Annotated in this window: 12 protein-coding genes; 1 reads left to right on the top strand and 11 read right to left on the bottom strand. The window is 57.0% G+C overall.

Translation table 11 applies throughout. The annotated features are described in order from the left end of the window. Position 1 precedes the first annotated feature (1 nt). From prfB to map, 6 genes are all read right to left on the bottom strand, one after another. A complete protein-coding gene (gene prfB / locus BBCT_RS02280) occupies positions 2-1,132 on the bottom strand; it encodes a peptide chain release factor 2 (protein ID WP_003835725.1) in 1,131 nt (376 codons plus the stop codon). A gap of 182 nt (positions 1,133-1,314) precedes the next feature. Continuing rightward, a complete protein-coding gene (locus BBCT_RS09595) occupies positions 1,315-1,446 on the bottom strand; it encodes a hypothetical protein (protein ID WP_003835721.1) in 132 nt (43 codons plus the stop codon). Positions 1,447-1,557: 111 nt separating this feature from the next. After that, positions 1,558-2,037 carry a 23S rRNA (pseudouridine(1915)-N(3))-methyltransferase RlmH gene (rlmH, locus tag BBCT_RS02275; RefSeq protein WP_003835720.1) on the bottom strand — a complete coding sequence of 160 codons (480 nt, stop codon included), beginning with the start codon at positions 2,035-2,037 and terminating at the stop codon, positions 1,558-1,560. Positions 2,038-2,046: 9 nt separating this feature from the next. Next, positions 2,047-3,036 (bottom strand): 2,3,4,5-tetrahydropyridine-2,6-dicarboxylate N-succinyltransferase, encoded by a 990-nt coding sequence (gene dapD / locus BBCT_RS02270; protein ID WP_003835716.1) that lies wholly within the window; start codon positions 3,034-3,036, stop codon positions 2,047-2,049. A 110-nt stretch (positions 3,037-3,146) separates the two neighbouring features. Further along, positions 3,147-4,439 (bottom strand): citrate synthase, encoded by a 1,293-nt coding sequence (locus tag BBCT_RS02265; protein ID WP_003835713.1) that lies wholly within the window; start codon positions 4,437-4,439, stop codon positions 3,147-3,149. A gap of 265 nt (positions 4,440-4,704) precedes the next feature. After that, positions 4,705-5,484 carry a type I methionyl aminopeptidase gene (gene map, locus BBCT_RS02260; protein WP_003835709.1) on the bottom strand — a complete coding sequence of 260 codons (780 nt, stop codon included), beginning with the start codon at positions 5,482-5,484 and terminating at the stop codon, positions 4,705-4,707. Positions 5,485-5,625: 141 nt separating this feature from the next. Here map and BBCT_RS02255 point away from each other — a divergent pair, with 141 nt between their 5' ends. Then, positions 5,626-7,707, top strand: a complete 2,082-nt coding sequence (locus BBCT_RS02255) for a M13 family metallopeptidase (protein WP_003835707.1) — start codon at positions 5,626-5,628, stop codon at positions 7,705-7,707. A gap of 55 nt (positions 7,708-7,762) precedes the next feature. On the opposite strand, the gene BBCT_RS02250 is transcribed toward BBCT_RS02255, so the two are convergent. The 5 genes from BBCT_RS02250 to BBCT_RS02230 all read right to left on the bottom strand — a co-directional run bounded on the left by BBCT_RS02250 (position 7,763) and on the right by BBCT_RS02230 (position 14,084). Continuing rightward, a complete protein-coding gene (locus BBCT_RS02250; RefSeq protein WP_003835705.1) occupies positions 7,763-8,299 on the bottom strand; it encodes a single-stranded DNA-binding protein in 537 nt (178 codons plus the stop codon). Positions 8,300-8,627: 328 nt separating this feature from the next. After that, the gene (gene tnpB, locus BBCT_RS02245; RefSeq protein ID WP_003835704.1) at positions 8,628-9,932 is read right to left on the bottom strand and encodes an IS607 family element RNA-guided endonuclease TnpB; all 1,305 of its coding nucleotides are present in this window, start codon (positions 9,930-9,932) and stop codon (positions 8,628-8,630) included. Beyond that, positions 9,925-10,512, bottom strand: coding sequence for an IS607 family transposase (locus BBCT_RS02240; RefSeq protein WP_003835702.1), 588 nt, complete (start codon positions 10,510-10,512; stop codon positions 9,925-9,927). The genes tnpB and BBCT_RS02240 overlap by 8 nt, the downstream gene beginning before the upstream one ends. A gap of 184 nt (positions 10,513-10,696) precedes the next feature. After that, the gene (locus BBCT_RS02235; RefSeq protein WP_003835701.1) at positions 10,697-12,532 is read right to left on the bottom strand and encodes a proline--tRNA ligase; all 1,836 of its coding nucleotides are present in this window, start codon (positions 12,530-12,532) and stop codon (positions 10,697-10,699) included. A gap of 145 nt (positions 12,533-12,677) precedes the next feature. Next, complete coding sequence (locus tag BBCT_RS02230) at positions 12,678-14,084, bottom strand: PIF1 family DEAD/DEAH box helicase (protein WP_003835699.1); 1,407 nt, start codon at positions 14,082-14,084, stop codon at positions 12,678-12,680. Between the last annotated feature and the right edge of the window lie 35 nt (positions 14,085-14,119).

The following is a 14,119-nucleotide window of genomic DNA, read 5'->3' as shown; positions in this document are numbered from 1 at the left end:
TTTAGGCTTCCGCTTCTTCCTCCGCCTTACGACGCTGTTCATGACGCCAGCGGATACCAGCTTCGATGAACGCGTCGATATCACCGTCGAACACGGCTTGGGTCTGCGAGGTCTCATAGCCAGTGCGCAGATCCTTAACCATCTGATACGGATGCAGTACGTAGGAGCGCATCTGATCACCCCAGCTGGCCTTGATATCGCCGGCGAGTTCCTTCTTTTTCTTGGCTTCCTCTTCGTGGCGCAGCACCAGCAGTCGGGACTGCAGCACGGCCATAGCCGCGGCACGATTCTGAATCTGCGAACGCTCATCCTGCATGGTCACCACGATACCGGTCGGAATGTGGGTGATGCGTACCGCGGAATACGTGGTGTTCACGCCCTGCCCGCCAGGACCGGAAGAGCAGTAGGTATCAACACGGATTTCGGAATCAGGCACGTCGATATGATCGGTCGCTTCGACGAGCGGCACCACTTCCACAGCCGCGAAGCTGGTCTGACGGCGGCCCTGGTTGTCGAACGGGGAGATGCGTACCAGACGGTGGGTGCCGCCCTCCACGCTCATGCGACCATACGCATAGGGGGCATCCACCTGGAAGGTGGCGGACTTGATGCCCGCCTCTTCCGCATAGGAGGTGTCCATGACCTTGGCCTTGTAGCCGTTGCGTTCCGCCCAACGCAGGTACATGCGCAACAGCATCTGCGCGAAGTCGGCCGCATCCACGCCGCCGGCACCGGAGCGAATGGTCACCACTGCGGAACGTTCGTCGTATTCGCCGTCAAGCAGGGTCTGGATTTCCATGTCCGCCAGATCGTTCTGAATGCTTTCGACTTCGGACCGCGCTTCCGCCAACGTGTCGGCGTCGTCTTCTTCCTGCCCCAATTCCACGAGCGTTTCGACATCGTCGATACGCTGGCTTGCGGAGGAGAGACGCTTCAGCTGGGACTGTACTGCGGAAAGCTTGCTGGTCACCTTCTGCGCGTTTTCGGGGTCATCCCACAGTCCCGGTTCGGCCGCCTGCACTTCAAGATCCTTGGCCTGTGCGGTCAGTCGGTCGACGTCCAGCGCCTTGGAAATCGATTCGTATTTGGCGCGCGCTTCGCCGATTGCCTGGGAAAAATCAAATTCTGCCATCGTTTACACCATACATTTCTTTATGCGTTCTTTATATTCTGTCATGGAGCCTCATACGGCTTTCGCACAATCCTCAACTTTTCCACGTGCCCGCATGCTCGCTCCCATCCTGCCGAGCCGTGAACCAGTCTCGTTATGTATGGGAATGCAGACCCGGGGAGGATCATACCAGGCCAAGGGCGTCAAAGACCTGCGTAGATAGCAGGAATCACCAGACTCAGCAGCATCGCCGCGGCAATGACGATGCACACCGCTCGCACCAAAGTGCGGCGACGGCGCTCTCGCTGCTCGCGTTCGCTTCTGTAGTCACTCATGGGGCACCAGTATAGGCAACACCTTCTACTTATCGACTTCCGGCATTCTTGACGCAGTCTCGTATTTCATGCGCGGAAAACATGCGCGAATCATTCGAGAACGTGAACGAATCATTTATGGTAGGGCTCTCCGGCATTGATTTTGTACGCACGATAAATCTGTTCCAACAAAATAACGCGCATTAACTGATGCGGGAACGTCATTTTGGAGAAGCTCAGCAGGTAGTCGGCCCGTTTCACAATCGTTGGATCGAGCCCGAGAGAGCCGCCGATGATGAGCTGGATATGGCTTGTGCCGTGCAGCCCGAGACCGTCGATTTTCCGCGCAAGTTCCTCGCTGGTCAGCTGCTGGCCTTCGATGGCGAGCGCGATGACGAACGCATCGTCACGTATATGTTTGGCGATGCGTTCGCCTTCCTTGGCTTTGATTTGCCGTTCAACTCCCTCACTGGCATGCTCGGGTGTTTTCTCGTCGGCTACTTCGACGATGTCAAGCCTGCAGTATCGGCTGAGTCGTTTCGAATATTCGGCGATGGCGTCGCGCAGATATTTTTCCTTGACTTTGCCGACGGTGATAAGGGAGATTTTCATGGCTTGTTTTTAGTTCTTGTGCAGTTTTTCGTTCAGTTCGATACCGGTCTTGCGATAGCGCGCTTCGATACGTCCGGACACCGAGTTGCGGATGAACAGAATGTTGTCTTTGCCGGAAAGGTCGGCGCCCTTGACGGTTTCGAGCGGTTCTCCCGCTGCAACCTTGGCCTTGTCGTAGATGGTCACCTTGGTGCCGGCGGTCACATACAGGCCGGCTTCAACCACGCAGTTGTCGCCGAGGGAGATGCCAATGCCCGCGTTCGCGCCGAGCAGCGAATGCTCGCCGATGGAGTTCTTGAGCTTGCCGCCGCCGGACAGGGTGCCCATGATGGATGCACCGCCGCCGATGTCGGAACCATTGCCGACCACAACACCTTGGGAGACTCGGCCTTCCACCATGGAAACGCCGAGCGTGCCGGCGTTGAAGTTCACGAAGCCGGCATGCATGACAGTGGTGCCTTCGGAAAGGTGGGCGCCCAAACGCACGCGGTCGGCGTCGCCGATACGTACGCCGGTCGGCACCACATAGTCGACCATGCGCGGGAACTTGTCGATCGACAACACGTTCACGTCGACCTTCGGCAGGCCCGGAGCGTTCTGGTTGGCGGCGGCCATCACATCGAGCTTGCGCAGCGCGAAATCCTCGACCGCGAAAGGACCATAGTTGGTCCACACCACATTGTTGAGGGCCGCGAAAATGCCATCCAGGTTCAGTGTGTTTGGCTTGGCCAGACGCATGCTCAGCAAGTGCAGACGCAGGTAGGCGTCGGCGGCATCTTCGATCGGCTCGTCAAGCTTCGACACGGTGAACACCGGAATGCGGCGCACACCACGCACGTCCACTCCCTCATGGGCAAGGTTGCCGAAATTATGGTTCGGGCGGGCCACTTCCTTCGGCGCCTCGCCAAGCTTCAATTCCGGATACCAAACATCCAAAGTATTGCCGGCCGCGTCCACGCTGGCCAGACCCCAACCCCACGCAGTGCGTTGATCGGTCATTCTTCGCTCCTCCACAATAGTGATTGCATTACTTGCACGTTTCCGTGCAATACTTTAGCCGCAGGGCTTGGCGAAAGACATCACGATTCCATGAAGCAGCGAAAAAACAACTATCGACGGTCGATTGGCACGTAATCGCGTTCGGTGTAACCGGTGTACACCTGACGTGGGCGACCGATCTTGGTGTTTGGATCGGCAAGCATCTCACGATATTGCGCAATCCAACCGGGAATGCGCCCCAATGCGAACAATGTGGTGAACATCGACGGATCGAAACCGATCGCACGGTAGATCAATCCCGTGTAGAAGTCGACATTCGGATACAAGTGACGAGACACGAAATACTCGTCATTCAACGCGATCTTCTCCAATTCCGTGGCGACGTCGAACAATGCACGCTCATCGGCCGGCAGTTTCAACGTATCCGCGCGTTCCATGATCTTCTGCAGATACGTCTTGGCGATCGCCGCACGAGGATCATACGATTTGTACACGCGGTGGCCAAGTCCGGAAATGCGCTGACCACTGGTTTTGGCGTCTTCCACGAATTCCTTGACGGTTTTGCCTGAATCGCGAATGGCTTTGAGCTGGCGCAACACCGCCTCATTCGCGCCGCCGTGCAGCGGGCCCGAAAGCGCGTTGATGCCTGCGGCGACCGCGGAATACAGGTTGGCGTGAGCGGAACCGGCGATACGCACCACGGACGTGGAGCAATTCTGCTCATGATCGGCATGGATAATCAGCAGTCGGCCGAGCGCGTGCACGTACAGCGGATCGGAATCGAACGGCTCGTACGGCACCGCGAAGCACATGCGCAGAAAATCGTCCACGTAACCGCGCGAATAATCCGGATACAGCATCGGCTCATCGCGGCGACGGCGGAAAATGTAGCTGACGATGGTTCGCGCCTTCGCCATGATAATGGTCGCGGCTTCGTCAAGCTGGTCGGAATCGTTGATATCCGTGGTATCCGGGTAGAAGGTGGCGAGCGCGTTGACCGCGGACGCCATCACGCTCATCGGATGCGCAGTACGCGGGAAGGAGCCCATGAAAGTGCGGAAATCCTCCCCCACCATCGTACGATGGTTGATGTCGGAGATGAAACGGTCGTACTGCTCCTGATTCGGCAGTTCGCCGTGGCGCAACAGCCATGCGACCTCAAGGAAATCAGATTGCTCGCACAGCTGCTCGATCGGGTATCCGCGGTAGCGCAGAATCGAGTTCTTGCCGTCGATGTAGGTGATTTTCGATTCGCATTGCGCGGTCGTCAGAAATCCGGGGTCAAGCGTGACCCAGCCATCATTACGCAGCGTGGATACCACGATGCCGTCCGCGCCTGCCGTGGCTTCGACCACCGGCAGGGTGAAGTTTTTGGATTCCACACTCAGATTGGCTGTGGCCATACTTGCACACTCCTTAACCGTCCATAACCGTTCGGAAGTATCGAATACTATATGGCATGCGCGTTTCCAAGCATGGTTTCGTCTCAAAATCAATCGATTGACGTTCGATTCTCTATTCTCATATACCGAATAATTCAGTTTTTCCCGTACAAATACGCATATAAAAAGCCGATGTCTAGAATTGCAAAAGAATTCCAGACATCGGCTTCACCTGATGAATTTCGTTAGTCCACTACGAAATCACAACGTTTTCGCCAACAACTGATCACTTGTCGCGAACGGTGAGGATCACCGGGCCATTATCGGTGATGGCGATGGTGTGCTCGCTGTGCGCGCCACGGGAACCGTCGGAACTCTTCAGTGTCCAACCGTCCTTCGGATCCTGGTAGATCTCGTCGGTGGTCTTGAGGAACCACGGTTCGATGGCGATGACCAGGCCCGAACGCAGCTTGTAGCCGTGGTGGGCGCGGCCGTCGTTCGGCACATGCGGATCGCCGTGCATGATACGGCCGACTCCGTGGCCGCCGAATTCAAGGTTGATCGGATAACCGTATTCGCGAGCCACATCGCCGATGGCCGCGGAAACATCACCCAAACGGTTGCCCGGCTGTGCAGCGGCGATACCGGCTTCCAAAGCCTCTTCGGTGCACTTGATCAGTCGCAAATCCTCAGGATCCTTATGTTCGCCGACCACAAAACTGATGGCGGAATCGGCAACCCAACCGTCGACGTTGATCGCCAAATCGAGGCTGACCAGATCGCCGTCTTTCAGGTTGTAGTCGAACGGAACGCCATGCAGCACCGCATCGTTCACGGAAACGCAAATGTAGTGTGCGAACGGGCCGGTACCAAAATCCGGAGCGTAGTCGACATAGCAGGATTCGGCTCCCTTGCGATCGACGATGCGCTTGTGCACGAATTCGTCGATTTCCAGCAGATTGGTACCAACTTTGGTGAATTCCTTGAGATCACGTAGAATACCGCCGACGAAACGGCCGGCCGGCTTCATCTCTTCAATCTCTTTCGGTGTTTTCAGTTCAATCATGCTTATAACCCTACTTCGTACGCCCTACAGTGCATGCATTTCTTGCGATCAGGCAATCGCGTCTTACATATGAAATTACATAATGACGATTATTCGTTTCGGATACACTGTTTTGTCACCAAAGATGGATAGTGTGAAGTCATGAGTACCACTTTGAATTCGGGCATCGATCCGGCATCGTTCTCCGCCGTGACCGGCCCTGCGCAAGATCTGTTCCGCTATGTCAATGGCCCGTGGATCGACATGTATCGTCTTCCTGACGACCGTTCCCGTTATGGTTCGTTCGACAAGCTCGCCGAAGACGCCGAAAACCAGATTCGCGAGATTCTTGAAGACGATGACTGCCCTGCCAAGAAGTCCCACGCCCTGTATGCAAGCTTCCTTGACGTTGATGCCATCAACGCTTCCGGGCTCGCCGCCATTGAACGCCAGCTTGAGGCCATTGATGCCGCTGCCAGCAAAACCGAGCTCACTCGCGCTTTGGGCGCGATGAATCCGGCTGGCGGCCCTGACTTGATTGGCATTGCCGTATATGGCGATCCCGGTGCTCCCGAAACCAACATCATCCATGTTGAGCAGGCCGGTTTGGGACTGCCCGATGAGGCGTATTACCGTGAAGACCATTATGCGCCGATTCGCGAAGCGTACGTCGATATGGTGGCCAAGCAGCTTAAGAACGCGAAGCTTGCCGCCGATAGCGAGCAGGCCGAAGCCGACGCCAAACGTTTCCTCGATGTTGAGACGCGTATCGCCGCGAACCATTGGGACAATGTAGCCACCCGTGATTCGGTGAAGACCTATAATCCCACTGATTATGCGGAATTGAGCGGCATGCTTGCCGATTATGATCTCGACACATGGATTGAATCATGGCAGTCCGCATATGATCAGACTTCCGCAGCACAGGTGCAACCGCTTGATTTCCGCGGTATTTTCAACCGTGTGGTAGTGCATGAGCCGAGCTTTCTCACCGGTCTTAACGCGTTCTGGAAGACCGCGGATCTTGATGATCTCAAGCTGTGGGCTCGCGTGCATGTGATCATCGGATCCACATTGGAACTGCCGCACGAATTCGATGAGACGAATTTCGAGTTCTATGGCAAGACGTTGTCTGGCCAGAAGCAGCAGCGTGTGCGCTGGAAGCGCGGCGTTTCGCTGGTCAACGGCATTTGCGGCGAGGATGTGGGCCGCGAATATGTGAAGAGGCACTTCCCCGAGTCGTCGAAGCAGCGCATGGAACAGCTGGTCGGCAACCTGATCGACGCCTACCGCATGTCCATCTCCAGTTCTGCCTGGCTTGGCGAGGAAACCAAGCAGAAGGCGTTGGAGAAGCTTTCCAAGTTCGTACCGAAGATCGGTTACACGAACCATTGGCGTGACTATTCCGCACTTGACGTGCGTGAGGATGCCGGTTTCGCCGAGAACATGCGTGCCGCCAACCTGTATGAGACCGGCTACCAGTTGTCCAAGGTCGGCAAGAGCGTCGACAAGGACGAATGGCTGATGAACCCGCAGACGGTGAACGCCTACTATGAGCCGACCATGAACGTGATCGTATTCCCGGCCGCCATTCTGCAACCGCCGTTCTTCGATCCAAATGCCGAAGACGCCGCGAATTACGGTGGTATCGGCGCGGTGATCGGTCATGAGATCGGCCACGGTTTCGACGATCAGGGTGCCCAGTATGATGGCGACGGCAAGCTCAACGATTGGTGGACCGAAGAAGACAAAGCCAATTTCGAACAGCTCACGCAGAAGCTCATCGACCAGTACAACGCATTCGTACCGACCCAGCTCTCTGAAAAGTACGCCGACGATCCCGCCCAAGCTCCGCATGTGAACGGCGCGCTGACCATCGGCGAGAACATCGGCGACTTAAGTGGTGTGAACATCGCGCTCAAGGCGTACGCGTTCGCTCTTGACGAGGCAGCCGGCCGTGAGAAGAACGGATCCATGGACGCAGTTGAGGCTTCGCTGGCTGAAGCGCCGCAAATCGACGGTTTCACCGGATTGCAGCGTTTCTTCCTCAGCTATGCATCCATCTGGCGCACCAAGAATCGTGACGAGCTGGCGGAGCAGTATCTGCAGATCGACCCGCATTCCCCCGCTGAATGCCGCACGAACGGCATCGCACGCAACGTTGACCTGTTCTACAAGGCGTTCGATGTGAAGCCTGAGGATGGTATGTGGCTTGATCCCGATCAGCGCGTGCGCATCTGGTAACGAACCGCATCATCAGTAGACAATCGTCGCCCATCGTGCGAAACATCGGCGCCTCCTAATATATGTCGCCGCCGAATTCTTCGGGATTTCCCGAGAATTCGGCGGCTTCGTCATCTTCGGGAACCACTATCTCAACCGGAGCCGCACTGTCGTGTCTTGCGAACGGGTCGACTCCCACTTGAGGTTCCGTGCTCTTCGTTTCCGGTTGGCTTTGGTCGTTTGGCTTGATGAACTTGCGCAACGTAGTGACGCCACGGTTGAGGTCATGTCCTGCGGCGCTGGCTTCCAGCACAATACGCGACTGCGGTTTACCATTCATATCGGTCCATGTTTCCGTGGCAAGCGAACCTACTACAATAACCGGTTCGCCTTTCTTCAACGATTGGCAGATGTTTTCGGATAGATTCCGGTACGCTTTCACCGTGATCCACGTGGTAGGAAGATCTTTCCATTGCTGTGTGCGATTGTCGAAATACCGTCTGGTGCTCGCCATTCTGAACGAGCTGGCATGGGGCATGCCATCCTTGTTGAATTGCGTGGGATTGGCGCCCACATATCCGGTGATGGTGATGAAAGCTTGCTGTTGTGCCATGATCGGCCCTTTCTGTCGCTTTGGTGATAAAGGGGCCGCGGAAAGCACCGATGAAGGTGCGAGGGCAACATGCAGTCGGAGAAATGGGTTGTGAGAGAGGGGTTCTGCACGCCTTTCCGCTTCCTTGCGTTTCCGCGGTAGAACCCACTATCCCCGATTCGACCATACTGGCACAAGCGCAACCGACAAATGTGGATAGAGGACGCCATTTCGGGCGAGTCGTGGATAGTCGGTGGATAAATCTCACTTATCCACAGCAATGCACTGTCGATATGTGCATGGTTTTTAGTTTGTTTGCCGTTGTAGATGACTTTGTTTTAGCTTGCCGCTAGAGCGAAGTCATCTGCATGGCCTCGTTGCCAAGGTCAGCTCCAAGCCTCACGCGACTCTCGCCGCCGCTTGGTTCGCGTTTCGCCGGATGCCGCGTTGCCCGACGCGATGCGTTGGCCCGTCTTCCGCTTCCTCCACGCGCGTTTAACGTCTCCGGGGCACTCCCGGCGACTTGGATGTTGATGGCCGCGTTCACATCACGGTCAATGGCAAGCCCGCACTCCTCGCAATGGTAGACGCGCTCGGACAAGGACAGTTTGGTTTTCACCATCCCACAGTTCGAGCAGGTCTTCGAGCTTGGATACCAGCGGTCGACGACATGGAGTCTTGCGCCGGTGCGTGCGGCCTTATAAGTTAGTTGACGGCGAAATTCATAGAACGAGGCGTCCTGAACCGATTGGGCGAGCCTGTGGTTTTTCATCATGCCCGCCACGTTCAAGTCCTCGATGCTGATGTCCGCGTAGGTATGGGCGAGCATGGCGGTGGTCTTGTTGAGCGCGTCCGAACGCAGGTTCGCCACCCGTGCGCATAGTCGGGCGACCTGCGCTCTCGCCTTGCGGCGGCGGTTGGAGCCCTTCTGCTTGCGGCTCAGATTCCGTTGGGCTTGCTTCAGCCGTCTGAGGTTCGATTTGAGCGCGTGCGGGTTGTGTATCACGGTGCCGTCCGACAATGTGGCGAGTTCCTTCACGCCCAAGTCGATGCCGACGCTCCCGCCTTTCGGCGGCGATGGAATCGGCAGGTCGGCGCGTTCGACGGTCAGGCTGGCCTGCCAGCGTCCACCACGCTTGGATACGCTCATGCGCAGCGCCTTCGCGCCGTCCACTCGCTTGGACACGTTCTCCATGCAGTGCACGCGGCCTATCTTCGGGAGCCGCAGCGCATGAGGGTCACGGTCAATGAGGCCAAACGAACCCGTCGTGTACGCGAATCCGGGAACCGCCTTGTCCTTGGATTTGAAGCGTGGGAAGCCCATCCTGCGGCCTTTCCGCCGCCCTTTGCGGGACTTGGAGAAGTTCTTCAGGGCGTCGGCCAATGATTCGAGGCCGCTGTTGTATGCCTCCTTGCTGTTCTCCGGCCACCATGTTTCTCCCGTGGTCTCGTCCACGGCGAGTGTGTTCTTGGCTTGGTTCCACCACCTGCGCAGGGCGTAGTACGACCATTCGGGTTTATCGCCGCGTTCGAGCATGTCCTTGACATGAGCGAGTCCCGCGTTGTAGGCGAACCGCGCCGCACCAGCATGGGACTCCAAGAGTCGTTCCTGCCGTGGCGTCGGGTCAAGCGCCACCTTGACCGCCTCAAGCATCGCGTGCCGCCTTCAACGCCGCGTCCGTCTTGCGCTTGGCTGCGCGACGCCCGTACAGCCGGGCGCAGAACGAGGTCAGCACCTCGGTCATGTCGCGCACCAGATCGTCGTCCAGCTCCGTGTCGTCCACCACGATGATTCGGCGTCCCTGCGCTTTCAACGCGCTCTCCACCAGCCCCGCGTTCATGCGGGCGAGCCTGTCCCTGTGCTCCACGATCAGCGTGCCCACGGTCGGGTCGGACAATAGCCGGTTGAGCTTGCGCCGCCTGTCGTTCATGCCGGAACCCGTCTCCGTGACCACCTCGGGCTTCTCGACGCCCATGCTAAGAGCGAACGCCTTCAACCGGTCGGCTTGACGTTGCAGGTCGTTCTTTTGGTCGCCGCTGGATACTCGCGCATAGCAGACGGTGCGGGGTTCCATGCTTTTCGATTGCGGCATGGTCTCGTATTTCGGGTCGTGGATGAGCCACATGCCGGTCGGCGTCTGTTCCACAGGAACGGGCATGGTGCCCTGACGGCACCATTTCCACACGGTCTGCGGATGCAATCCTTCCAGTCTGGCCCATTCCTTTACCAACATGAGATTTATTATAACATAGGATTACTTAAGAAAACAAACAGTTCGGTAACAGGCAACAACCCCATAAATGTTTTCCGCAAAATCATACTTCCTTCCATCTGTTTTCTAGATAAAAAAACGGAAGACTATGGAATTTCCATAATCTTCCGTCTATATGATGAAATAATCAGAAAAAATACGATTATTACTTCAGCAGTGCGGCAACACGCTCGGCGATCATCTGGGCGGCGTCGGCAACAGGCACGGCTTCGGCGTTCTCGCCATTGCGGTCACGCACTTCAATGGTGCCATTGTTGACAGTGTCGCGGCCTGCGACGGCGATCAGCGGCACACCGATAAGCTCGGCATCCTTGAACTTGACACCCGGGGAAACCTTCTTGCGGTCATCGAAGATCACTTCGATGCCCTTGGCTTCCAGCTCGGCGATCAGTCGCTCGGCGGCTTCGAATGCGGCCGCATCCTTGCCGGTGGCCACCACATGCACCTGGGCGGGAGCGATGATGGCCGGCCATGCCAAGCCCTTCTCGTCATGGTGTGTTTCAGCGATGCAAGCCATCACACGAGACACGCCAATACCGTAGGAGCCCATCCATACCGGCACGGTCTTGCCGTTCTGGTCGAGCACCTTCAGACCGAGCGCGTTGGAATACTTCAGGCCAAGCTGGAACACCTGACCGATTTCCACACCGCGTTCGAAGCTCAGCGGTCCGGAACCGTCCGGGCTCATGTCGCCGTGGCGAACCTGTACGGCCTCCACCACGCCGTCGGCCTCAAAGTCGCGGCCGTACACGAGATCGTAGTAGTCGACGCCGGCTTCATCGGCACCGGTGAACCATGCGGAACCGCGGGCGATATGCGCGTCGATGAGGTAACGCAACGCTTCGCCGGTTTCATTGGCGTTTTCAGCCTTTTCACCGCCACGAGCCTGCGGGCCAAACGCCATCGGGCCGATATAGCCCTTGACGAGTTCCGGATGCTTCTTCAGATCCTCGTCGGTGGCCTCTTCGATTTCAGCCGGAGTGAACTGCGCTTCAAGACGCTTCATGTCAACGGTACGATCGCCAGGCACGCCGACAACCACCAGTTCTCGCCACGGCTCATCATGATCGTCATCCTGCGGATGCATCACGGCGATCACCACGTTCTTCAGAATGTCGGAAGCCTCCCACGCGCGGCCATCGGAACGCGGATGGTTGGCATTGGCGAATTCAACCATCTGATCGATGGTTTCAGCATTCGGCGTCGGACGCTTTTCAGCGGCTGGAGTGTTGCTGAAGTCGATGGCTTCCGGTTCCGGAGTGGTCAGCGCTTCAACATTCCAAGCCTTACCGCTCGGCGACTGTGCGAAGGTGTCTTCACCGATTTCCATCGGGGCAAGGAACTCTTCGGATTCGAAGCCGCCCATCGGGCCGGCCATGGCGTGCACTGGCACATACTTCAAATCGAGACGGTTGAAAATACGCTCGTAGGCGCCACGCTCGTCCATATACGCCTTGACAAGGCCTTCCTTGTCGAGCGTGAAGGAGTAGGCGTCCTTCATGATGAATTCACGGCCACGAATCAGGCCTGCACGCGGGCGGAATTCGTCACGATACTTGGTCTGAATCTGGTAGAGGGTAACCGGCAGATCCTTGTAGGAGGAGTACAGGTCCTTGACCAGCAGGGTGAACATTTCCTCATGGGTCGGCGCCAGCAGGTAGTCGGCCTCATGGCGATCCTTCAAACGGAAGATGTTGTCGCCATATTCTTCCCAACGGTGGGTGGCCTCATACGGTTCACGCGGCAGCAGACCGGAGAAGTGAACTTCCTGAGCGTCGATCGAAGCCATTTCCTCACGGATGATGTTTTCGATCTTGTTCAGAACATTCAGGCCCAGCGGCAGCCAGGTCCAAATACCCGGAGCGGCCTTGCGCAGGTAGCAGGCACGCTGCAAAAGCTTATCCGATACAACATCGGCATCGGCGGGATCCTCACGCAGGGTGCGCAGGAACATGGTGGACATACGAAGTGCTTTAGTCATACGCTCAAAACTACTCAGGCAAGGGGACGTAACGCCCAATCCGACCACCCGTTCACCAATGCATGGCAGCACACAGACGGAGTACAACAGTCATATCCGTCGAATCCCAAAAACATCGTAAATGCCAAACGAGGCAATCGCCGTACTAGAACAGCGCATCCTGCGCGAACTCGTCATCGTCTGAGGCTGCAGTCATCTGCTGGAACGCGGCGATGCCATCATGAGCCAACATATCGGATGCCTGCGCCGAGGCGAGACGCAACTCACCATCCAATCGCACCGCATCGGGCGAAACCAAAAACATGCGTTCGTTCACACCGTTCAGATACAGGCCTTGCAGACCTTCCACACGAGACAACGCCACATACCCCATGCCGGGCGCGAAAGTGCGCCGCAAATCCATCACCGCACGGTCGAGCGTCATACCTTGCGATTTGTGGATGGTGATCGCCCACGCACAGCGCAACGGCACCTGGTTGACGCTGGCGAGCACTGTGTCGCCGTCCATCATTTCCCAGCAATTCGGCTTCATGGTAACGACATTGCCGTTTTCAAATTCAACAATCGGCCATCCGCCCTTGTTTTCGGCGGCAAATCCGCGCACGGTGCCCAATGATCCGTTCACGAATTGGTGGTCGGTGTCGTTACGTACAGCCATCACCGCAGCTCCGGTTTTGAGCTGCAAACGTTCGGGGGCAAGCATGTTTTTCTTCAAACGTTCCACCAGATTGACCGGCCCTGCGGCTTCAGCGAAATATTCGTGCGGTTCCTCGCTGATTTCGAACAGGCGCATGTCGTTGAGCGTGTCCGCCTGCTTGTTGACGGGAAACAGATTGACGGCCTGCTGACCAGGTTCGGGAATTGCGCCCAGCCTGGTGAGGAGTACATTGCGGTCGTCGTCGTTCACGCAACCGTTGCGAATATCGGTCAACACGGTGAGCAGACTGCCGTCATCCTGACGATGCTGTTCGGTCAGGTAACAGATCGCAGGATTCAATTCCCGCCATACTAATGATTCAGTGACGAAACCGTCTGGATTGAGTCCCGCGTTCGCATATCGTTCGCGGGAAGCCACGAATTCCGGGCTTGGTGTGACCAGATCGTGGTTGCGTCCACCCACGCTCACCGGCGGAAGCTGGAAGAAATCGCCGGACAGCACCACTTGAAGCCCGCCGAACGGGCGCTGGTCACGGCGAATGATGCGGCACACCTGATCGACCATGTCGAACAGCCACGCATGCAGCATGGAAACCTCGTCGATGATGAGAATGTCAGCGCCTTGCAACTTACGTTTACGTCGGGTACGTATGGTTTTGATCAGATTGTCGGTGAGCGCGTTGGCAAGTCCGACACCGCTCCATGAATGAATGGTCTGCCCGTTGATGTGCGTGGCCGCGATACCGGTGGACGCCGTCACCGACACCGCCGCACCTTCGGCACGGGCCTGACGTACGAACTCGTTAAGCACGTAAGTCTTGCCGGCACCCGGCGCGCCTGTCAGAAAGACGCTCGTACCACTTTGCAGAATCGCCAATGCCTCAGCCTGCCGCATGCCGCACCGCCTTTCCTGTTCGTTCGACCATCAAT

The sequence above is a fragment of the Bifidobacterium catenulatum DSM 16992 = JCM 1194 = LMG 11043 genome (assembly GCF_001025195.1).
GTDB classification, from domain to species: Bacteria; Actinomycetota; Actinomycetes; order Actinomycetales; family Bifidobacteriaceae; genus Bifidobacterium; species Bifidobacterium catenulatum.
Note: the sequence above shows the minus strand (reverse complement) of the source record. Positions and strands in the feature narration are given on the sequence as shown.

Bases quoted from the DNA above. Each gene is read 5' to 3' on its own strand.
- prfB (WP_003835725.1), bottom strand. From the start codon at position 1,132: ATGGCAGAATTTGATTTTTCCCAGGCAATCGGCGAAGCGCGCGCCAAA.
- BBCT_RS09595 (WP_003835721.1), bottom strand. From the start codon at position 1,446: ATGAGTGACTACAGAAGCGAACGCGAGCAGCGAGAGCGCCGTCGCCGC.
- rlmH (WP_003835720.1), bottom strand. From the start codon at position 2,037: ATGAAAATCTCCCTTATCACCGTCGGCAAAGTCAAGGAAAAATATCTG.
- dapD (WP_003835716.1), bottom strand. From the start codon at position 3,036: ATGACCGATCAACGCACTGCGTGGGGTTGGGGTCTGGCCAGCGTGGAC.
- BBCT_RS02265 (WP_003835713.1), bottom strand. From the start codon at position 4,439: ATGGCCACAGCCAATCTGAGTGTGGAATCCAAAAACTTCACCCTGCCG.
- map (WP_003835709.1), bottom strand. From the start codon at position 5,484: ATGATTGAACTGAAAACACCGAAAGAGATTGAAGAGATGAAGCCGGCC.
- BBCT_RS02255 (WP_003835707.1), top strand. From the start codon at position 5,626: ATGAGTACCACTTTGAATTCGGGCATCGATCCGGCATCGTTCTCCGCC.
- BBCT_RS02250 (WP_003835705.1), bottom strand. From the start codon at position 8,299: ATGGCACAACAGCAAGCTTTCATCACCATCACCGGATATGTGGGCGCC.
- tnpB (WP_003835704.1), bottom strand. From the start codon at position 9,932: ATGCTTGAGGCGGTCAAGGTGGCGCTTGACCCGACGCCACGGCAGGAA.
- BBCT_RS02240 (WP_003835702.1), bottom strand. From the start codon at position 10,512: ATGTTGGTAAAGGAATGGGCCAGACTGGAAGGATTGCATCCGCAGACC.
- BBCT_RS02235 (WP_003835701.1), bottom strand. From the start codon at position 12,532: ATGACTAAAGCACTTCGTATGTCCACCATGTTCCTGCGCACCCTGCGT.
- BBCT_RS02230 (WP_003835699.1), bottom strand. From the start codon at position 14,084: ATGCGGCAGGCTGAGGCATTGGCGATTCTGCAAAGTGGTACGAGCGTC.